This is a genomic window from Mesorhizobium sp. BR1-1-2, from assembly GCF_020165435.1.
Lineage (GTDB): Bacteria > Pseudomonadota > Alphaproteobacteria > Rhizobiales > Rhizobiaceae > Mesorhizobium.
Map to the genome: position 1 here is coordinate 406,659 of NZ_JAIUID010000002.1, position 21,794 is coordinate 428,452.

12 protein-coding genes are annotated in these 21,794 nt (G+C 64.9%); 4 read left to right on the forward strand and 8 right to left on the reverse strand.

The genetic code is table 11. The features are described 5' to 3' along the window. Positions 1 to 104 precede the first annotated feature (104 nt). From LB551_RS05370 to hutI, 7 genes are all read right to left on the reverse strand, one after another. Positions 105 to 1,877, reverse strand: coding sequence for a glucan ABC transporter ATP-binding protein/ permease (locus tag LB551_RS05370; RefSeq protein ID WP_140521731.1), 1,773 nt, complete (start codon positions 1,875 to 1,877; stop codon positions 105 to 107). A gap of 354 nt (positions 1,878 to 2,231) precedes the next feature. Continuing rightward, positions 2,232 to 10,808: a GH36-type glycosyl hydrolase domain-containing protein gene (locus LB551_RS05375; protein WP_224658461.1), complete on the reverse strand. Its 8,577-nt coding sequence runs from the start codon at positions 10,806 to 10,808 to the stop codon at positions 2,232 to 2,234. A gap of 267 nt (positions 10,809 to 11,075) precedes the next feature. Beyond that, the gene (locus LB551_RS05380; protein ID WP_224658462.1) at positions 11,076 to 11,663 is read right to left on the reverse strand and encodes a HutD family protein; all 588 of its coding nucleotides are present in this window, start codon (positions 11,661 to 11,663) and stop codon (positions 11,076 to 11,078) included. An 11-nt stretch (positions 11,664 to 11,674) separates the two neighbouring features. Further along, entirely contained in the window at positions 11,675 to 13,348 is a 1,674-nt protein-coding gene (gene hutU, locus LB551_RS05385) for a urocanate hydratase (RefSeq protein ID WP_224658463.1), read from the reverse strand. A gap of 25 nt (positions 13,349 to 13,373) precedes the next feature. After that, positions 13,374 to 14,189, reverse strand: coding sequence for an N-formylglutamate deformylase (gene hutG, locus LB551_RS05390; protein WP_224658464.1), 816 nt, complete (start codon positions 14,187 to 14,189; stop codon positions 13,374 to 13,376). A gap of 220 nt (positions 14,190 to 14,409) precedes the next feature. Further along, positions 14,410 to 15,945, reverse strand: coding sequence for a histidine ammonia-lyase (hutH, locus tag LB551_RS05395; RefSeq protein ID WP_224658465.1), 1,536 nt, complete (start codon positions 15,943 to 15,945; stop codon positions 14,410 to 14,412). Next, positions 15,942 to 17,177: an imidazolonepropionase gene (gene hutI, locus LB551_RS05400; RefSeq protein ID WP_224658466.1), complete on the reverse strand. Its 1,236-nt coding sequence runs from the start codon at positions 17,175 to 17,177 to the stop codon at positions 15,942 to 15,944. The genes hutH and hutI overlap by 4 nt, the downstream gene beginning before the upstream one ends. A 96-nt stretch (positions 17,178 to 17,273) precedes the next feature. Here hutI and LB551_RS05405 point away from each other — a divergent pair, with 96 nt between their 5' ends. Together LB551_RS05405 and hutC are read left to right on the forward strand one after the other, a co-directional pair. Continuing rightward, complete coding sequence (locus LB551_RS05405) at positions 17,274 to 18,629, forward strand: formimidoylglutamate deiminase (protein WP_224658467.1); 1,356 nt, start codon at positions 17,274 to 17,276, stop codon at positions 18,627 to 18,629. Positions 18,630 to 18,642: 13 nt separating this feature from the next. After that, a complete protein-coding gene (gene hutC, locus LB551_RS05410; RefSeq protein ID WP_224658468.1) occupies positions 18,643 to 19,389 on the forward strand; it encodes a histidine utilization repressor in 747 nt (248 codons plus the stop codon). 102 nt (positions 19,390 to 19,491) lie between these two features. Here hutC and LB551_RS05415 read toward each other — a convergent pair whose 3' ends face one another. Next, positions 19,492 to 19,836, reverse strand: coding sequence for a RidA family protein (locus LB551_RS05415; RefSeq protein ID WP_224658469.1), 345 nt, complete (start codon positions 19,834 to 19,836; stop codon positions 19,492 to 19,494). Between the two features lie 222 nt (positions 19,837 to 20,058). Between LB551_RS05415 and aztA the strand changes: the two genes are divergently transcribed. After that, positions 20,059 to 20,892: a zinc ABC transporter ATP-binding protein AztA gene (aztA, locus tag LB551_RS05420; protein ID WP_224622614.1), complete on the forward strand. Its 834-nt coding sequence runs from the start codon at positions 20,059 to 20,061 to the stop codon at positions 20,890 to 20,892. Continuing rightward, positions 20,892 to 21,767: a zinc ABC transporter permease AztB gene (aztB, locus tag LB551_RS05425; protein WP_224622616.1), complete on the forward strand. Its 876-nt coding sequence runs from the start codon at positions 20,892 to 20,894 to the stop codon at positions 21,765 to 21,767. The genes aztA and aztB overlap by 1 nt, the downstream gene beginning before the upstream one ends. Positions 21,768 to 21,794: the final 27 nt, after the last annotated feature.

Consider the following 21,794-nt stretch of genomic DNA (forward strand, 5'->3'; position numbering starts at 1 on the left):
TTTTGTGGGGAGGGTCGCTGCGAAGCAGCGGGGTGAGGACGGCGGCGCTCCCCGGCCGGACCTTCGGTCCGACCTCCCCACGAGGGGGAGGTAAGAGAACCCGCTCAGGCGGCCTCGCCCTGTATCGAGCGGCTGAGGCGGCGGACCTCTTCGTCGTTGAGCAGGCCGCCAGCGCGCAGCAGGCTGGCGAAACGGCCGTTGCGCAGCGACAGCTCGGCGAAGCCGCCCATTTCGACCACCCTGCCCTTATCCATGAACACGACCAGATCGGCGTCGCGGACGGTGGTCAGGCGGTGGGCGATGATGAAGGTGGTGCGGTCGCGGCGCAATTCGTCGATCGCTTCCTTGACGCGGTCTTCTGTCTCGACGTCGAGCGCGCTGGTCGCCTCATCCAGCACCAGGATCGGAGCATCCTTCAGCACGGCGCGGGCAATGGCGATGCGCTGGCGCTCGCCGCCGGACAACTGGCCGCCGCGTTCGCCGACCACCGTGTCGTAGCCATTGCTCTTGGCCAGGATGAAGTCCTGTGCGGCAGCCGCGTCGGCGGCGGCATGGATCTCGTCGTTGGTCGCATCGGAGCGGCCGACGCGGATGTTGTCCTCGATCGAGCGGTTGAGCAGACCGGCATCCTGGAACACGGTGGCGATCGAATGGCGCAGCGACTTGCGGGTCACGGTGCGGGTGTCGATGCCGTCGATGAGGATACGGCCGGTGGACGGCGAGAAGACGCGCTGCAACAGATTGATGAGCGTGGTCTTGCCGGCGCCGGTCGGCCCAACGATGGCTACGGTCTGGCCCGCCTGGACCTCGAACGAGACGTCGTGGATGCCCTGCCCCGAATTGGCGAATTCGAAGCCGACATTCTCGAAACGGACGTGGCCGGTGACGTTGGTGAGATCGCGCAGCCCGTCCGGTTCGGCGGCGTCGGCCGCCGAGTCCTCGAGATGGTAGAAATCCTCGAGCTTGGCGCGGGCTTCCGAAATCTGGTTGGCGAATGCCGACATCTGGTCGAGACGGGCGATCAGCAGCGTTGCAAAACCGGTGAAGGCGATGACGTCGCCGATGCGCAGCTGGCCGTGGGTGACCAGATAGGCGCCGATCAAAAGCACCACCATCATCGAAATGGTCGACGACAGGCGATGCAGCGCGTTGGCCATGGCCCACCAGTCGAGCACAGGGTTCTGCGCATCGAGCAGGTTCTTGACATAGCGGCGCAGCGTATCGGCCTCATGGCCGAGGCGGTTGTAGCTCTGCAAAACGGCGACGTTGCTGACCGAATCCGTCACATGGGCGAATACGGTGTGATAGTGGCGCTCCACGGCGGCCTGGCCCGCCTTGGTCCGCTTCATCACCAGCCGGCCGATGCCGACATAGAGCACGCCAAGGGCCAGCAGCACCATCGACATGCGCACGTCCATGCTGAGCGCGGTCGGGATCAGCAGGAACAGCGCGACGGCGGTGGACAGATGCTGGCGCATGAATTCGAGCCAGAGGCTGAACAAGGTCTCCACGGCACGCAGCAGCGTGTGCAGGGAATTGGACGTGCCGCGCTGGTGATGCCAGGCGAGCGGCATGGTGATGACGCGCTCGAAGGAGTCGCAGAGCACTTCGCTGCGCCGGGCGTGGGCGAAGCGGTCGGCGCCGCGTGCCACAAGAACGAATGCGATGATGTTGAAGGCGCCGAGGCCGGCCCAGAGGGCGAGCGTCGAAAAGACGGAGCCGTGTGCGGAAATCGCGTCGATCACGCGACCGAACATGATCGGCTCCAGGATGGCGATGATGGCCAGCGCGACATTGGCCGAGCAGATCAGCGCCACGCGTTTCCTGTCAGCTGCCAAATAACCGAGCGCTCGCCAGTAGATTTGCAGAAGGGACACTTCAGCTACTCCGCCAAAACATTTATTGTGCACTGCACCATTTCTTGACACGTATCGGTTAACGCGTCGCAAAACAATGCCCGTCTATCCCTTCCGTTCCCGTTTAGCGAACAAAAGATGACGACGATGCGAAATCTCACGTGATCACCTAACGGGTTGAGATAAAAGGTGAAATGTCAGCCTTGCGGCAAAATCATGGCAGCCGCTGAGCGCTGCCACATTTTTAATCACGGGGAACTTGCCCGGCATGCCCCGACCGGGTGCGCCGGCTGCCGAAGCGGAGATCTGCAAATAGACAAAAGACTATCCCGCGCGTTCCGGAGGATGCGCGGGATAGGGTTGAAGCTGTTGATTTTACGAAGGTATCTTCACGACGACTTCGACCTTGCTACCAGCCTTCGGTTGGAAAGACGCGGATTTCGTCTTCGAACCATCGACTTCAAGCGAGATCGACTTGGTCTTTTTGTCGCGGAGGACACGTACCGTGACTTCGGCCCCCAGCATTTTGAGCGTGGCGGCGTAGCCATCCCAATGGCTGGGCAGTTTCGGCTTAAACGTGATCTGCTTTCCACGCCGCTCGATGCCGAGAATGCCTTCGACCGCCGCCCGGTACAGCCAGCCCGCCGAGCCCGTGTACCACGTCCAGCCACCGCGGCCGCCCTTGTTGTCGCTGGCATTGCCGTCACCGGCGTAGATGTCGGCCGCAACCACGTAGGGCTCGACGCGGTAGCGTTCGGCCGCGGCCTCGTCCAAGGCGTGGTTGACCGGGTTCAGCATCGAGAAGCAGCGATAGGCCTCGTCGTTCAGCCCCATTTCGGCCAGCGCGATGACAAACCAGGTGGCGGCATGGGTATACTGGCCGCCATTCTCGCGAACGCCCGGCGGGTAGCTCTTGATGTAGCCCGGATCCTTCTTCGTCTTCGAAAAGGGCGGCGTGAACAGCTTGAGGATCTTGAGTTCGTCGTCGACGAGCAGCTTGGTCGCCTGCTGCATGGCCGTCGTCGAACGCGCCGGATCGCCCTCGCCCGAGAGCACGCTCCAGGACTGGGCGATGGAGTCGATCCTGCACTCCTGGGATGAGCGCGAACCGAGCGGCGTGCCATCGTCAAAACTGCCGCGCCGATACCATTCGCCGTCCCACGCCGTGCTCTCCAACGCGCGTTTCAGCGCGTCGGCATGCTTTGCCCAGGCCTGCGCGTGCTTGGCATCGCCCTCGGTCTTGGCCACGGCGGCGAAGTCGCCCAGCGTCCGCAGCAGGAACCATCCGAGCCAGACGCTCTCGCCCTTGCCTTGCTCGCCGACGCGGTTCATGCCGTCATTCCAGTCGCCGCCGAGGATCAGCGGCAGTCCGGCGGGACTGCTGCGCGTAATGGCCAGATCGAGCGCACGCGCGCAATGCTCGTAGAGGGACGCCGTCTTTTTGGAAATCTCGGGCGTGAAGAAGGCATCGTGCTCGCCCTCGCCCAGCGGCTGTCCATCGATGAAGGGCAGTTGCTCCTTCAGGATGGTGGCGTCACCCGTCACCAGCAGGTAGCGCGCGGTGGCATGGGCGAGCCACACCACGTCGTCGGAGATCAGCGTGCGCACACCCGCCCCGGTGCGCGGCAGCCACCAATGCTGCACGTCGCCTTCGGGGAACTGCCGCCGCGCCGCGTTGAGGATCTGGTCTCGCGCCAGTTTGGGATCGTGTGCCAGCAGAGCCAGCGTGTCCTGCAACTGGTCGCGGAAGCCGAAGGCGCCACTGGCCTGATAGAAGGCAGAGCGGGCGCGGATGCGGCAAGCGAGGCTCTGGTAGGGCAGCCAGTGGTTGACCATGGCGTCGAGCGCCTTGTCCGGCGTTTCGACCTGGATCGTATCGAGGAAGCCGCGCCATTCGCGCTCGTTGTCGGCCAGACGCTGGTCGAAATCCCTGCCCCGATGCTTGCGCACCAAGGCGCTCGCCTCCGCGGCCGAGCCGGCGTCCCCGAGCAGCCAGAACAGCGTGACGTCGCCGCCGGCCGGAACATCGATGTCGCGGGCGATTGCAGCGCAGGGATCGTCGCCGGCCTCCACGCGGCCTGACAATCCCGCGCCGCTCAGCACCGCCTGCGGAAATTCGCTGGTGCCGTGCCGGCCCAGGAACTCGGTCCGGTCCGATGTCACCGAATGCACGCCGTCATCGGCGGCGAGGAAGGCGACCCGCTCGCCGAAATCGAGCCCGTAGGGGTTCTGTGCCAGCAAGGCGCCGGTGGCGGCATCGCGCGACGGAACGATGGTCGCCGCCGTGCGCGAGCGATGTCCGCCCAGCACCCATTCGGCATAGGCATAGACGCGCAGCCTGGCCGGCGCCGGGCCGGCATTCTGAATGCGCAGGCGGGAAATCTTCACCGGGTCGACCGGGTCGACGACATGGGTGAGGTCCATCGACAGTGAGCCGCGCTTTGACCGGAAGGTGGAGAACCCTTGGCCATGCCACGTCTCGTAAGTCATCGACGGATCGCGCACCACGGCGGCGAGCGGCGAGAAGGCCCGGCCGCTGGCGTGATCATAGATATAGATGCCCTCACCGGGCCGGTTCGAAACCGGATCGTTCGACCACGGCGTCAGCTGGTAGTCGCGGCTGTTGCGGCTCCAGGTGAATGCAGCGCCTTCGGCGGAGACGTGGAAGCCGAACGAGGCGTTGGAAATGACGTTGATCCAGGGTTGCGGCGTGGTGCTGCGGCCGGCCAGGCGCACGACATAGTGCCGCCCGTCACCCTCGAAACCACCGAACCCGTTCCATTGGCTGAGCCCGTGCCCGTCCGCCGCCAGGGCCTGCGAGCCAAAGGAATGCGTCATAGACGCCAATTCGGGCAATGCCGCCGGTTGCTGGGCGTCGCGCGCCTGCAAGGCGGCCACCTCGGCCCGCTCGATTTGATCGAAGATGGTGCCGTTGCGCGTGTGCAGAACCACGCGGGCAACCGCAAGCAGCGTCTTATAGGTGGTCTCGTCCATCAGGTCGCGGCGCACGGCGAATATGTGCTGGCGCGGTCCGAGCTCCTTGCCGCGCAAACGGCTGTTCTCGCACAGGGATTCGACCGCTCGCTGCAGGTCCTGCACATAGGAGGAGGCCTGTTCGTTGACGACGACGAAATCGATCATCATGCCACGGGTGCGCATGTACTCCTGGAAACGCAGCGCCTGCGCGACGATTTCGAGATCGGCGACGTCGCCGATCCTGACCAGGAAGATCGGGAAATCGCCGGAGATGCTGGTCGGCCACAGGCTCGACTGCTTGCCCAGTCCCGAAGCGATGGATTCGGCCGGCAGGCGCAGGAAAGGATCCGGATAGATCAGATAGCGCGCCAGCTTCTGTACGTTGGCGGCGTCGGCCAGGCTGAGGCCGAGATGCCGGGTCTGCACCTGGCTGCGCGTCCAGGCAAGCATGGCCTGGCGGGCAAAGCTCTCCGGGTGGTCGAGCCGGGCAATGGCCTCCTCCAGCTCCGCGCGGTTGGAACCGACGACGGTCCAGAAGGTCAGCGATATCTTCTTGTTGGCAGGCACACGCACCTGCCGGCGCAGCGAGGCGACGGGATCGAGGGTGAAGCCGGAATGGCCGCCAAGCCGGGCGCCCGGATCGAAAGCCGCCGCGTCGACGATGGTGCGGCCGCGGCCGATGAAGGCGCGCCTGTCGGTCTCGGCTTCGGCGTCGCGCGCCGGACCGGACGGGTCGGTGACGAAATGCACCATCGTCACGTCTGGCTCGCTGGTCTCGCGCTTGCGCCGCGTGGCGAAGATCGCCCCATTGTTGGGGGCAATTTCGGTCTCCACGAACATTTTCGAGAAGGCGGGATGGGCATTGTCGGATACCTCCAGCCCCAGCACCAGCTCCGCGAAGGAGGTCACTTCGATGTGACGGTCGGTCGGTCCCTCGTTGAACAGCGTCACGCGCCGGCCTTCGCCATTGCCTTCCGAGATGACGATGCATTCGACCTCGGAGCGCAGCGTGCCGACCAGTTTGACGAAGCTGGCCTTGTCGTCGGAGAACAGCGTCTGGGCGCGCTCCTCGGCCGCGCGCTTGGGCTCCGCCGTCGCCGACCACCAGTCGCCGGTGCCGGCGTCGCGCAGGAAGATGTAGGAGCCGAGCCGGTCCTCGGTCGGATCCGGCTGCCAGCGCGTGACGGACAGATCGCCCCAGCGGCTGTAGCCGGAGCCTGTCGCGGTGACCATCACCGAATAGCGGCCGTTCGACATCACATTGGTCGAACGCAGCGCCCGCACAGGATCGAGCACGATGCGGGTGTCGGGACTCTCGGTTTCGGTCTCGTCCTTCGCCCGTTCGTCCGCCTCGGTCCTGACGGTCGCGGTCGGGATGTCGCGCGGCGCCCTCTCCTGGAGCAGAAGTTCGGCCGACTCGATGACCGGATCGCTGTGGAAACGGTCGCGCAGGCGACCCTCGAAAATAGCATCGGCGACCGCCGCGATCGACATGCCGGAATGGTGGGCCATGTAGTTCTGTACGACGACGTGATCGGTGCCTTCCGGCACGCGCTGCGGCGTGAAATCGACTGCGTCGTAGTAACCATGGCGGCCAAGCGCGCCGAGCTCCCGCAGGCGCGCGAGGTTCTGCACCGCTTCACGCGGGTTGAATTGCGCGGCCAGCACGGTGGCGTAAGGCGCGATCACCGTGTTTTGGCCAAGACCGCGCTTCAGCCCGAGACCGGGCACGCCGAAATTGGTGTACTGGTAGGTCAGCTCGCGGTCGCGGGCGTTGTAGGCCGCTTCCGAAATGCCCCAAGGCACGTTCTTCTGGCGGCCGTACTGGATCTGGCGCTTGATGATCAGCTTGCTGGTCTGGTTGAGAATCGAACCTTGCGGTTCCTTCATCACCAGCGGCGGCATCAGGTATTCGAACATCGAGCCGGACCAGGACATCAGCGCGCCCTGGAAGCCGATCTCGACGATCGGCCGGCCAAGCCGGAACCAGTGCTCGGTCGGCAGGTCGCCCTTGGCGATGGCGAACAGGCTGGTCAGCCGCGCCTCGGAGGCCAGAAGGTCGTAGCAGCTCTCGTCGAGCTGGTGCTCCTCGACCCGGTAGCCGATCGATAGCAGCTTGCGCTCCGGCCGCATCAGGAACGAGAACTCCATCTCGAAGGCGAAGCGGCGCGTGCGCTCGCGCAATGTGAGCAGCTTGGCCCGCAGCGCCTCGACGGCGTTGTCGTCGCTGTGGGCGTCGTGGACATGCGCCTCGCAGGTGGCTTCGAGCCTGGCTGCCCAGTCGACGATGACGTCGCTCTGCGGCGATGCCGCCTCGGTATGGATGGCGGTGGCGAGCTTGCGAATCTCCCCGGCCAGCACAGCCAAATTGATGGTACGGATCGAGGCCATTTCCGGCTGCGCCTTGATGGTGTCGACGGCGCGCCGCATCCCGTCGAGGCGGTCGGCCAGGCGCTGGCGCAGCGGTCGCAGCTGACGGCGGTCGTCGGGCAGCTCGTCCAGGCTCTCGCCGAGGATGGTCACTGTGTCGAGGATGCCTTCGAAATCGCCCTGGAGATGAACCGACGGCGCCTCGGCCCACTCGGCGCAGGCCGCCGCCACCGCCACCAGATGGCCGGCGAGATTGCCGCTGTCGACAGCCGAGATGTAGAGCGGATAGAGCGGCTTCAGCGTGGTGGTGTCGTACCAGTTGAAGAGATGGCCGCGATTGCGCGGCATGCTCTCGATGGTCGTCATGGTGGCATCGATGCGGGTTATGGCGTCGGACAGGCTGATCCAGCCGAAATCGCGGGCCGAGACGACCGACAGGAGATAGACACCGATATTGGTCGGCGAGGTGCGCGGCGCGACCACTGGCGCCGGGCTCTCCTGGAAATTGTCCGGCGGCAGATGATGATGCTCCGCCGTGACGAAGGTTTCGAAATAGTGCCAGGTGCGCCGCGCCACGGTGCGCAGCGTATGGATGTCGGACTGCGATATGCGCAGCCGGTCCTCGGTTTCGGCCGAGCGGCTGATCCAGCTGGCGATCGCCGGCGAGCCGATCCAGAACAGCGCGAAGAAGAAGGCGACGAAGGCGCCGGTGGAATCGGCCAGCACCGGAATGGCGAGGCCGACGAAGCCGATGATCACGGCGCCGTACATCATGCCGTAGTAGGAGCCGGTGTCGTTGTCGCCGGCCTTGTGCGCCTGCGAGGCGGTGCGCCATTCCAGCAGGTTCTGCCGGGAGACGAACAGCCGGTAGAGCGTGCGCACGATGGCGTCGCCCATCATCCAGGCATTATGCGCCATCAGCACGATCTTCAACGCCACCATGGCGGTGCCGAAGGCGACGTCGCGCGCCAGCGCGGAGAAATGGCCCCGCGGCGTCTGGTCACCGCTCTTGGGCAGTATGGCGTTGACGACGTCGAAAGTGGGCGCCATGAACAGGCTGAGGATCAGCAATGCCTGCCATTGTGCTGCCTGCGTGAAGGGGAGCAGCGTCCAGCCGGCGATCGCGGCCATCACCCAGAAGATCGGCGTCAGCGAGCGGCGCAGATTGTCGACCATCTTCCAGCGCGACAGCGCCGGGACGCCGGAGCGCGGATCGAGGATGAAGCCCAGGAGCTGCCAGTCGCCGCGCGCCCAGCGATGGTGGCGCGAGGCGTCGACCGAATAGCGGGTCGGGTAATCCTCGACCAGTTCGACATCGGTGACGAGCGCCGAACGCGCCAGCGCGCCTTCGAGCAGATCGTGGCTGAGGATGGTGTTTTCCTCGATGCGACCCTGCAACGCGGCCTCGAAGGCATCGACATGGTAGAGGCCCTTGCCGGTGAAAGAACCGTCGCCGAAGACGTCCTGGTATAGGTCGGACACCGCAAAGACATAAGGATCGAGGCCGCGATTGGCCGAGAAGACCCGTTGGAAGAACGACGCCTCGTCGCCGCTGGTCAGCGAAGCGGTGATGCGTGGCTGCAGGATCGTGTAGCCCGAGGTGACGACGCGCCTTGTGGCATCGAAATGCGGGCGGTTGAGTGGATGGCAGAGCTTGCCGACGAGCGTGGCGACCGCGTCGCGGGTGGTGCGCGTGTCGGCGTCGAGCGTCATTACGTGGACGACTTTTTCCGGCAGCGGCACATCGAGCGGCAGGAAGGTGGTGTCGCTATCGCCGCGCAGCAGCAGGTCGAGCTCGTGCAGCTTGCCGCGCTTGCGCTCCCAGCCCATCCAGCATCCCTGAGCGGCATTGTAGAGCCGGCGCCGGTGCAGGAGGTAAAAGCGCGGTGCGCCTTCGGCGGGATAGCGGGCGTTGAGGCGGGCGATCTCGTCACGGGCGAATTCGAGAATCTCGGTGTCGGCCGCGTCGATCTCGGTCTTGCTGTCGGGCCAGTCCGACAGCAGGGCGAAGTGGATCTCGTCCGCCAGATTGGCGAGATAGTGCACTTCGATGTTGCGGATGTTTTCCTCGACGTCGTCGCGCGAGCCGATCAGCGACGGCACCACCACCAGGGTGCGTGCCTCGGACGGCACGCCGTGCCGGTAGTCATAGCCGATAAGGCGTGTCGGCTTGAGGAACAGCGAGACAACGGTGTTGAAGAAAGCGAGCGCGCCTTCGCTCGCCGGCACGGCAAACAGCGCCAGCATCAAGACGATCGAAGGCACAGACAAGCCGAGATTGGCAAGGGCATTGCCGGAAACCACCAGCAGCAGCACGGTCAGCGCAAAGACCGGCAGGACGATGCCCAGCCATCCGGTCTTGGCAAAGGTGCGCTTGACGGTCTGACTGACGGTCGGCCGGTAGCCGATCGCCCTTTCCAGCTCCAGCCGGCGTGGCCCGACGAGGAAAAAACCGACATCCGTGTGCGCGTGCGGAACCGCAACGCCAGCGGTGTCGCCGGCGGCCGATGGATTCTCGTTAGCGACCTGGCCAGCCAGTTCGATCGCCTTTTCGGCGACGCGATATTCCGAGAGATTCGAGCGGCGGGCCAGCTCTTCGATCGCGGTCCGGTACTGGTCACGCGAGAAGAAATCGAGCGCGGCGAAGTCGGTGCGCTCGCGCAGCACCGTGTCGATACGGCTGACGCCCTCGAACCACACCGTCCAGTCGATATCGTTGATGAGCCGCAGGCCGCGTATGATGTTGCCGGTCGTCACATTGCCGCTGGACAGCGTATGATGCTCGGAAATGATGATTTCCTCGGCGTCCGAGCCGGTCTTCTCGAGTTCGCCTTCCAGCCACTCCAGCGCCTTGCCTGCATTCTGCGAGCCGTCGCGCAAGCGATAGAGCAGTTGCGTGGCAAAGGTGGTGTCCTGGGCATGCGCGCTGAAATTGGCCAGGATCGCCTGGCGGTCGCGCGTATCGTCGGTCGCCAACACCTTGTCTGCGACATCATTGGCGATCTGGCGCATCTGCCGGGTGCGGTTGACCCTCACCGCCAGGCGGCGAAGATTTTCGATCAGAACGAAGCGCAACAGCGACGGTAGCGCCCAGAGTTCGCCGATCTTCAGCGGCTCGACCGACTGGAAGCCCTGGACGATGGCCTTGAACATGGTCGCGGAGACGGAGCTGTCGGAATGCGCCACATAGGTCCAGGCCAGCGCCAGAGCGCGCGGCTCGCTGCCGCCGTCGGGCAGCTTCAGTGTCGGCAATTGGCGATAGAAGCGGCGCGGCAGGTCGCGCTTGACCTGGAAAATGGTTTCCTCGACCAGATAGTTGTTGTCGAGCAGCCATTGCGCCGCGGGCGTGATGGTCTCGCCCCTCGCCTGCGCGGCGTTGGTCGAACGGTAGACTTCGAGGATCTTCTTGGCGCTGTCGCGGATGCGGGCCTGGAAATCGAACGGCGTCAGGCCGAAGAGATCCGCGAGATCGCCCTTGGCCAGGCTTTCACCGAGCAGCCGAAGGCGTTCCTCCGGCAGGAAAATGGATCTTATCGGTTCTTCCGTGATGGGCGGGAAGCTCGCGCTGGTCTTTTCGATCTGTGCTGGATTCGTCTGAATATTCATTGAAAATTCCGTAAGCGGGCACTCAGCGGCGTCACCGCCACGGCAATGGCCCTAAAACCGATTCAAATGCAATTGGTTGCATGCCCAGCTTTTGCCGAAAATTGTTTCCGCACCACGACGAGGCATCGTCTTTTCGACAGTTTCAAAGACGAACGCCTCTCACTCCCGCCGAGACCGATCGACGGAAAGGATTCAGGCTTTTTCGTGATCCCGGCTGGAGCTTACCCTATATTTCGCCGGCATCGCGATCATGTTTGGAAACAAGCGTTAATCGTTGGCTCGAATGCAATCGATCCGGACCACGAATACTGTCGTGTCGTCGATCGGCTGGATGCGCAGGCCAGCTGCGGCTGAGGCAGTCAGGAGCGCGTCGAGGTGGCCAAGGCGAACAGGCTCGGCGGCGGAAACCACGACTTCCCCACCCAGGCACAGGACGAGGGTCGCGCGGCTTTCAGTCCCGATTTCCGCAGGGGCCGAAATCACGAGACGTTCGACGGAATGCCTCATGCGGCCGCGACGGGTCATTACGTTGAGATCGGTGATCGGGCCGGCGATCAGTTCGGCGCCGGTCGGCCGATCGGCCGGAAAGGAAAACGGGGCTGAAGCGGCGGTCAGGCGCGCCGGCGGCTGGCCGGCGACATCAAGAATGATTCCCTCGCCCTCCAGCACCGATAGCGTGCGGTCGATGCCGGCAAAGCTGGAGAACGGCCCGCCCCTCTCGACGCGGGCCATCGAGACACGCCAGTCGAAGGCGTCGAGCCCGGCATCGGCCGGCGAGACGGTGATTTCCGTCGTCACGCCGCCGCCGTTCTTCCATGGCATCGATTTGTATCCGGCTGCCCGCAGGACGCGCATCGGTCGGCCCGTTAGCCCAGGATGCCGGGCAAGTTGAGCTGATGCTCCCTGGCGCAGTCGATGGCGATGTCGTAGCCGGCATCGGCGTGACGCATGACACCGGTCGCCGGGTCGTTCCACAGCACCCGCTCCAGGCGCCTGGCGGCCTCAGGCGTGCCGTCGGCGACGATGACCATGCCGGCATGCTGGGAAAAGCCCATGCCGACGCCGCCGCCATGGTGCAGCGACACCCAGGTGGCGCCCGACGCGGTGTTGAGCAAGGCGTTGAGCAGCGGCCAGTCGGACACCGCGTCCGAGCCGTCCTTCATCGCCTCCGTCTCGCGGTTCGGCGAGGCGACCGAGCCGGAATCGAGATGGTCGCGACCAATGACGACAGGCGCCTTGAGTTCGCCTTTGGCTACCATCTCGTTGAAGGCCAAGCCCAGCCGGTGGCGGTCGCCGAGGCCGACCCAGCAGATGCGCGCCGGCAAGCCCTGGAAAGCGATGCGCTCGCGCGCCATGTCCAGCCAATTGTGCAGATGCGTGTTGCCAGGCGTCAGTTCGCGCACCTTGGCGTCGGTCTTGTAGATGTCCTCCGGATCGCCGGAAAGGGCCGCCCAGCGGAACGGGCCGATGCCGCGGCAGAACAGCGGCCGGATATAGGCCGGCACGAAGCCTGGGAAGGCAAAGGCGTTTTCGAAGCCTTCTTCCTTCGCCACCTGGCGGATGTTGTTGCCGTAGTCGAGCGTCGGCACGCCGGCGTTCCAGAACGCCACCATCGCCTCGACATGCTCGCGCATCGAGGCGCGGGCGGCTTTCTCGACTGCTTTCGGGTCGGACGTGCGCTTCTCGCGCCATTCGGCCAGCGTCCAGCCCTTGGGCAGATAGCCGTTCAACGGATCGTGCGCCGAAGTCTGGTCGGTGACCATATCGGGGCGCACGCCGCGCCGCACCAGCTCGGGGACGATATCGGCGGTGTTGCCGACCAGGCCGACCGACTTCGCCTCGCCCGCCCTGGTCCAGCGCGCGATCTTCTCCAGCGCCTCGTCAAGCGTATCGGCACGCTCGTCGACATAGCGGGTGCGCAGCCGGAAATCGATACGGTCGGGATCGCATTCGACGGCCAGGCAGCAGGCGCCGGCCATGACGGCGGCGAGAGGCTGGGCGCCACCCATGCCGCCGAGGCCGCCGGTCAGAATCCATTTGCCCCTGAGATCGCCGCCATAGTGCTGGCGGCCGGCTTCGACGAAGGTCTCGTAGGTGCCCTGCACGATGCCTTGCGTGCCGATATAGATCCACGAGCCGGCCGTCATCTGGCCGTACATCATCAGGCCTTTCCGATCGAGCTCGTTGAATTTCTCCCAGGTCGCCCAATGCGGCACCAGGTTGGAGTTGGCGATCAAAACGCGCGGCGCGTCGGGATGGGTGCGGAAGACGCCGACCGGCTTGCCCGACTGCACCAGCAGCGTCTCGTCCTCGCCAAGCGTCTTCAGCGAAGCGGCGATGCGGTCGAAATCGTTCCAGGTGCGCGCCGCCCGGCCGATGCCGCCATACACGACCAGTTCGTTGGGGTTTTCGGCGACATCGGGATCGAGATTGTTCATCAGCATGCGCAGCGGCGCTTCGGTCGTCCAATACCTGGCGTTGAGCTTGTCGCCGCGGGGGCTGCGCACTTCGCGGATATTGTGGCGAGGATCGGTCATCATTGTCCCTTTCGGATGGGGCGGTGCATCAGCGCCCGGCCCAGTCAATGGCGGTTTGAAGAATCCGCTTCAGCGTTTCGCGGATTGGTGCTGCAAACCCGGCATCGTAGGGCACCGGCCAATTGCCCGGCCTGCCCTTCTCGTCGGGCTCGCGCATATAGCCACGGTTGGAGAGTTCCATCTGCAGCGCGTGGACGCCTTCGATCGGCTGGCCGAAGCGGCGCGTGATCCAGCCACCCTTGAAGCGACCATTGACGACCCAGCTCTCGCCCGTCGCGGCAAGGATAGCGGCCACCTTTTCCTGCAATGACGGGTCGGTGCTCTTGCCGTCATTGGTGCCGAGGTTGAACACCGGCAGCGTGCCGTCGAACAGGCGCGGCAGCACCGAGCGAATCGAATGGCAGTCGTAGAGAACGATCTTCCCGTGCATGCCGCGCAGCCGGTCGATCTCGGCCTGCAAAGCGGCATGGTAGGGCGCGAAATAAGTCTCGCGGCGCCGGTCGATCTCGGACGGGGTCGGCTCCTCGCCCATGCGGTAGAGCGGATCACCGTCAAATGTCTCGGTCGGGCACAGGCCGGTTGTGGTTTGGCCGGGGTAGAGCGAAACCCCCGACGGATCGCGGTTGACGTCGATGACGGTGCGCGAGATCGCGGTGTGGACGACAGTGGCGCCGAGATCGGTGGCGAAGTCGTAGAGCTTGTCGATCCACCAGTCGCAGTCGCGCCGGCCAAGCCAGGGTGACACCAGCCGGCCGTCGAGCCCGGCAAGGTCGACGCCGGTGTGCGGGATCGAGACCAGCAGGGGTGCGGTGCCGCGCGTGACGGTGAGCCAGGAAGGTGTCATGCGAGACCTCCGCAAACTGGCGCTCTACGGCGCCCCCCTCTGCCCTGCCGGACATCTCCCCCACGAGGGGGGAGATTGGCACTTTCGGCGCCTCGCTCAAACCTGCAACGTTGGAGATTGGCGAAAGCCTCGATGACAGCCAATCTCCCCCCTTGTGGGGGAGATGTCCGGCAGGACAGAGGGGGGCGCGAAGGGACGCGGCCTACCATGGCGAGCATTTTCATGAAGCAATCCCCGGCAGCGCCACCGCGCTCGCCGCCTTCACCGCCGCACCACTGCGCACCATGGCGATGGCTTTCTCCATGTCGGGATGGAAATGCCGGTCGTTGTCGAGATGCGGCACCTCGGCCCTGACCAATTTGCGCACTGCTTCGAGCGCGGTGCTGGAGGCGAGCGGCGCGTGGAAGTCACAGCCCTGGGTCGCGGCCAGCAACTCGATACCGATGACGGCCGTGGCGTTCTCGACCATGCCCATCAACCGCCGCGCACCGTGCGCCGCCATCGAAACGTGATCCTCCTGGTTGGCCGAGGTCGGGATCGAATCGACGCTTGCGGGATAGGCCTTCTGCTTGTTTTCGGAAACCAGCGCTGCAGCCGTCACCTGCGGGATCATGAAACCGGAGTTCAGGCCCGGCTTCGGCGTCAGAAAGGCCGGCATGCCCGACAGCGCCGGGTCCACCAGCATGGCGATGCGGCGCTCCGACAGCGAGCCGATCTCGCAGACGGCGAGTGCGATCATGTCTGCGGCGAAAGCCACCGGCTCGGCATGAAAATTACCGCCCGACAAGGCCGTGTCGTCCTCGGCGAAGATCAAGGGGTTGTCGGTGACGCCATTTGCTTCCGTGCCGAGCGTGTCGGCCGCCTTGCGCAATACGTCGAGGGCGGCCCCCATCACCTGCGGCTGGCAGCGCAGACAATAGGGATCCTGCACGCGCTCGTCGCCGACGCGGTGGGATTCTCTGATGGCGCTGCCGGCCATCAGATTTCGCAGCGCATCCGCCGTCTCGATCTGGCCGCGATGCTTCCTCAAGAGATGGATGCGCGGATCGAAGGGAGCGTCCGAGCCCCTGGCGGCGTCGGTGGACAATGCTCCCGCGACCAGTGCCGACTGATACAGAACTTCGGCCTCGAACAGGGCCGCCAGCGCGTATGCGGTCGAGAATTGCGTGCCGTTGAGCAGCGCCAGCCCTTCCTTGGCGCCAAGGATGACAGGCTCCAACCCATGCGAGACGAAGGCGACCTTGGCCGGGAAGCGGCCATGCGGAGTGAAGCATTCGCCGACGCCGATCATCACGGCCGTCATGTGCGAAAGGGGCGCGAGGTCGCCGGAGGCGCCGACCGAACCTTGCGCCGGCACCACCGGAATGACATCGTTGGCCAGCATCGCTTCCAGCAGCTCGATGGTGCGCGACCGCACGCCGGAGGCGCCTTGCGCCAGGCTGGCAAGCTTCAAGGCCATCATCAGCCTGCAAACGGCGACCGGCATCGGCTCGCCGACGCCGGCGGCGTGGGAGAGCACGATGTTGCGCTGGAGCGTTTCGAGATCCTGGGCAGGAATGCGGACGCTGGCCAGTTTGCCGAAACCGGTGTTGATGCCATAGACCGGCTCGCCCTTGGCGACGATGCGTGCGACAGCCTCCGCACTCGCCCTGATCTTTGGCCGGCAGGCATCGTCTAGCCTTGGTACGGCGCCGCGATAGATGGCGCGCCAGTCGGCCAGGGTCACGTTGCCGGGCTGCAGTACGAGTTCGGTCATTGTCCTCTCCAGATGCGCGCGTGCAAGGGGTTGAAGCCCATGCGGTAGACGAGTTCGGCCGGGCGCTCGATGCTCCAGATCGCAAGATCGGCGGATTTACCCGCCTCCAGCGTGCCGGTCTGTCCGAGCAGGCCCAGCGCGCGGGCGGCTTCGCGGGTCACGCCCGCAAGGCATTCATCGACCGTCATGCCGAACAGGGTCGCCGCCATGTTCATGGTCAGCAGCAACGACGTCAGCGGCGAGGTGCCGGGATTGTTGTCGGTGGCGACGGCCATCTTGACGCCATGCCTGCGGAATAATTCGATCGGAGGTTTCTTCGTTTCGCGAATAAAATAGTAGGCGCCGGGCAGGATCGTCGCCACGCTGCCCGATCCGGCCATTGCCGCCGCACCTGCCTCGTCGGTATATTCGAGATGATCGGCCGACAGCGCGCCATAGCGCGCGGCGAGCTCGGCGCCATGCAGGTTCGACAATTGGTCGGCATGGAGTTTTACCGGCAGGCCAAGCGCCTTTGCGGCGTCGAAGACCCGTGCCATCTGCTCGACCGAAAAAGCGATGCCTTCGCAGAAGCCATCGACGGCGTCGGCAAGCCCGTCGGCAGCGATGGCCGGCAGGATCGTGGCGGCGACGAGATCGATAAAGGCGTCCTTGTCGCCCTTGGCTTCCGGCGGCAAGGCATGGGCACCGAGGAAGGTCGTGCGGATCGTCACCGGGCGCTCTGCGCTCAAACGGCGCGCCGCGCGCAGCGCCTTTTTCTCGTTTTCCAGGTCAAGGCCATAGCCGGACTTGACCTCGATGGTGGTAGCGCCCTCCGCAATGAGCGCATCGAGACGTGGCAGTGTCTGGGCGACCAATTGGTCCTCACCTGCGGCACGCAAGGCCCTGACCGACGAGACGATGCCGCCGCCGGCCCTGGCGACCTCCTCATAGGTGGCGCCGGCGAGCCGCATCTCGAATTCGTTGGCGCGGTTGCCGGCATGGACGAGATGGGTGTGGCAGTCGATCAGGCCGGGCGTGATCCAGCGGCCCTCGCAATCGACGATCTCGGCATGCTGCTCGAACGCCGCCGGAATATCGGCTTCGGCGCCGGCATAGACGATGATGCCGTCACGCGCGGCGATGGCGCCCTTTTCGACGACGCCCTGCCCCGCCGCCCCTTCGGCAAAGGTCGCCAGGCGCGCATTGCGCCATATGCGAACCGCCGCCGTCCGGTCCTTGCTCTCTCCAGCCATCATCTTTTCCCTTTGAAAGGATGGCAGTTATGTATATACATATTAAAAAGCACCGCAAGTGCTATTGTCATCATAAGCCAGGATTCGGAGAACAAATTGACGACGATCTTTGCGGAACAGGCGCTTCTGCCGGAAGGCTGGCGAAGCAATGTGCGCATCGCCCTGGGCGAAGGACGCGTTGCGGCAATCGACGCCGGGGTTGCGCCGAACGTCGGCGACGAGCGCCACGCCATCGTCCTGCCGGGCATGCCCAACCTGCACAGCCACGCGTTCCAGCGCGGCATGGCCGGACTTGCCGAGCTGCGCGGCCCGTCGGCCGACAGTTTCTGGAGCTGGCGCGAGGTGATGTACCGTTTCGCGCTGTCGATGACGCCCGATCAGGTCGAGGCGGTCGCCGCCCAACTCTATGTCGAGATGCTGGAGGCCGGCTTCTCGCGCGTCGGCGAATTTCATTATCTGCATCACGACCACGACGGAAAGCCCTACGCCAACATCGCCGAAATGGCCGAGCGCATCGCGGCCGCCGCCGCCGAAACCGGCATAGGCTTGACGCTGCTGCCGGTCTTCTATGCGCACTCTTCTTTCGGCGGCGCGGCTCCCAGCGAAGGCCAGCGCAGATTCATAAATGATGTGAACCGGTTCTCACGCCTGGTTGAGAAGTCTAGCGAATGCGTTCGCGCCTTGACTCAAGCGGTCATCGGCGTCGCCCCCCATAGTTTGCGTGCCGCGACGGTCGAGGAATTGCGACAAGTCGCTGCAATGGCGCCGGACGGACCGATCCACATCCACGTCGCGGAACAAGTGAAGGAGGTCGAGGACTGCATTGCCTGGTCGGGCGCGCGTCCAGTCGAATTTCTGCTTGGCCATGCCGATGTCGACCCGCGCTGGTGCCTGATCCATGCCACCCATATGACCGATGCCGAGACCGTGGCGATGGCAAAAAGCGGCGCGATCGCGGGACTGTGCCCGATCACCGAAGCCAATCTCGGCGACGGCACTTTTGCGGCGCCGCTGTTCACGCAACATGGCGGCCGCTTCGGCGTCGGCTCCGATTCCAACGTGCTGATCGGCCTGCCGGACGAGCTTCGGCAACTCGAATATTCGCAACGTCTCGCCCACCGCGCCCGCAACGTGCTGGCGGTCGCCGGCGGCTCGACCGGCCGCGCGCTGTTCGACGCCGCGCTTGACGGGGGCAGCGTCGCCCTCGGCGCCGGCGCCACGCGGATCGCCATTGGCGCATCCGCCGATCTCGTCTCGCTCGATGCAGAAAGTCCCTCGCTCGCCAGCAAGACCGGAGACGCGATCCTCGATGCCTGGATCTTCGCCAACGGCGCCAAGGTCGATTGCGTCTGGGTGCACGGCCAAAAGCAAGTCAGCGGCGGCAGGCACGCCAGGCGCGACGCCATAGCGGCGCGTTTCCGCAATGTCATGACCGCGCTTTCGGCAGACTGATCAGGGATATCCCATGAGCATGGTGGCGACAGCGGAGACGGAGGGCGGCGAGACGGTGTCGCTGCATCAGCGCATCCTGTCCGACATAAGCGAGAAAATCCTGTCCGGCGCCTGGGCGCCGGGGCATCGCATTCCGTTCGAGCACGAGTTGACGGCCGAATATGATTGCTCGCGCATGACGGTGAACAAGGCGCTGTCGCAGCTTGCCAAGTCAGGACTGATCGAACGCCGTCGGCGCTCAGGCAGTTTCGTGCGCCAGCCGCAATCGCAAGCGGCGGTGCTGGAAATCCATGACATCAGGATCGAGGTCGAGGCGCTCGGCCTGCCCTATCGATATGAGCGATTGGCGCGCCTGAAGCGGCGCAGCAGCGCGCAAGACCGGGCGCTGCTCGGGCTTTCCGCCTCGGGTTCGGTGCTATCACTGGAATGCCTGCATTTCGCCGGAGAACGGCCCTTCGCGCTCGAAGAGCGCTTGATCAATCTCTCCGCCGTCACGGAAGCCGACGAGGAAGAGTTCCTCGACATTGCGCCGGGTCCATGGCTGATCGGCCGTGTGCCGTGGAGCGAGGCCGAGCATCGCATTCGTGCTGTTGCCGCCGACGAGCGTGTTGCCGATGCCCTCGACATCGGCCTTGGCGCGGCCTGTCTTGTGGTCGAGCGCCGGACATGGAGTGCCGAGCACCCGGTCACCCATGTGCGCTTCACCTATGCAGCCGAGAGCCACACGCTTGTGGCAAGGTTCACGCCGTCACAGGGATAGCGCCTGCGGACCTTCCCTTGCGGCGAGACGGGTGACGGTGAGCACCGCCCCCACCCCGCTGCTGCGCAGCGACCCTCCCCACAAAGGGGGAGGGTAAAGAGCTCAGATCGCCGCGGTGATAATGATCTCGACCAGATATTGCGGACCGGCGAGCTTGGCTTCGCCGGTGGCGCGGGCGGGCGTGTGGCCCTGGGGCACCCACTTGTCCCATTCCGAGTTCATCTCGGCGAAGGTGCCCATGTCGGCCAGCCAAATGATCGCCTGGACGATCTTGGTCTTGTCGGTGCCCGCCTCGGCCAGCAATTCGTCGATCGTCGCCAGAATATCGCGGGTCTGCGAGGCGACATTGCCGCCGGGCTCACCCACCTGGCCGGCCAGATAGACGGTGTTGCCGTGAATGACGATCTGGCTCATGCGCGGGCCAACATCGATGCGACGAATGCTCATGGGAGGTTTCCTTCCTTTGTGGTCGCGCCTCTTTAGAGTTGGCGTCGGCTTCGGGCAAGGCCGAGCGCTCCAAATCCCCTTGGACCAGCGGCGCCGGAGAGTCACGGCAAGTTGAGCCGCCAGCCACAATTCCGCTCGATTGGCTTGTTGACTAATGTAATAACATCACATATCCAGTCGGCGCTGCCCGGCAGCCGCACTTCCGCCCCCACGGACCGTCGAATGACCGAAACCTGCCTGACATTCCGTGACCTGACGCTTGGCTATAACAGCCATCCGGCGATCCATCATCTGGACGGCGTCATACGCAAAGGCTCGTTGACCGCCGTCGTTGGCGCCAACGGTTCGGGCAAGTCGACGCTGATGAAGGGTATTGTCGGCGTGCTGAAGCCGATGGCCGGCGCCGTGACGCGGGCGCCGGGCGTGCGCGCCGCCTATCTGCCGCAGCAGTCGGAAATCGACCGCAGCTTTCCGGCCCGGGTCGTCGATCTGGTCTCGCTCGGCCTGTGGCCAAAACGCGGGCTGCTCGGCCGCCACACGAAGGAGGATCGCCGATCCGTCAGCGAGGCGCTGATGGCGGTCGGTCTTGGCGGCTTCGAGACACGCCCGATCGACACTCTGTCGGGCGGCCAGTTGCAGCGCACCTTGTTTGCCCGCGTGCTGTTGCAGGATGCCGATCTCATCCTGCTCGACGAACCGTTCAACGCCGTCGATGCAAAGACGGTGGGCGATCTCATCGCTCTGATCAAGCGCTGGCATGGCGAGGAACGCACCATCATGGTCGTCGTCCACGACCTCGACCTTGTCCGGCAGAATTTTCCCGAGACGCTGCTGCTGGCCCGCCAGCCTGTCGCCTGGGGCGAGACGAAGGAGACATTGCGGTCCGACAATCTCCTGCGGGCCAGGCGCTTCCATGAAGCATGGGAAGAGAACGCGCCGTGGTGCGAGCCGGGCGGGCACGATCATGACCATGACGGACATGATCACGATCATGACGAGCCTGCCCACGCGCAGGACCATCACCACCATCATGGCGCTGGACCAAGGGCTGCCTGATGAGCTTCCTTTACGACCTCTTCATCGCGCCTTTTGCCGATTTCGCGTTCATGCAGCGGGCGCTGTTCGGCTCGCTGATGCTGTCGCTCGGCGCCTGTCCTGTCGGCGTCTTCCTGATGTTGCGGCGCATGAGCCTCTCGGGCGACGCCATGGCGCACGCCATCCTGCCGGGTGCAGCAGCCGGCTTCCTGCTTTACGGGCTGGAAATCCTGCCGATGACCATTGGCGGCCTGATCGCCGGCATCGTCGTTGCGCTCGGCGCAGGCGCCGTTTCACGATTCACCATCCAGCGCGAGGACGCCTCGATGGCGGCCTTCTACCTGATTTCGCTCGCCGTCGGCGTGCTGATGGTTTCGATCCGTGGCTCCAGCGTTGACCTCATGCATGTGCTGTTCGGCACGGTGCTGGCGCTCAACGACGAAGCGCTGACGCTGATCGGCGGCATCGTGCTGGTGACTCTTGCCAGCCTCGCCGTCTTCTGGCGGGCCCTGGTCGCCGAATGCCTCGACCCGCTGTTCCTGCGCTCGGTCAGCCGGTGGGGCAGTCCGGTGCATTTCATTTTCCTCGGCCTGGTCGTGCTCAACCTCGTTGGCGGCTTCCAGGCGCTGGGCACGCTTCTGTCGGTCGGGTTGATGATGCTGCCGGCGGCAGCCGCCCGTTTCTGGACCGTGCGCGTCGAACCGATGTGCGTGCTGGCCGTGTTGATCGGCTTTGCCTCCTGCATCGCCGGACTGCTTCTATCCTACCACGCCTCGCTGCCCTCCGGCCCAGCCATCATCCTGTCGGCCGGCGTCGTCTATTTCGCCTCGATCCTGTTCGGCACGCGCGGCGCGCTGCGCGCCCGCATCGTCCATCACCGTCATCGGACGGCCTGATTCATCCACCTCTGAAGGAGACCCGCC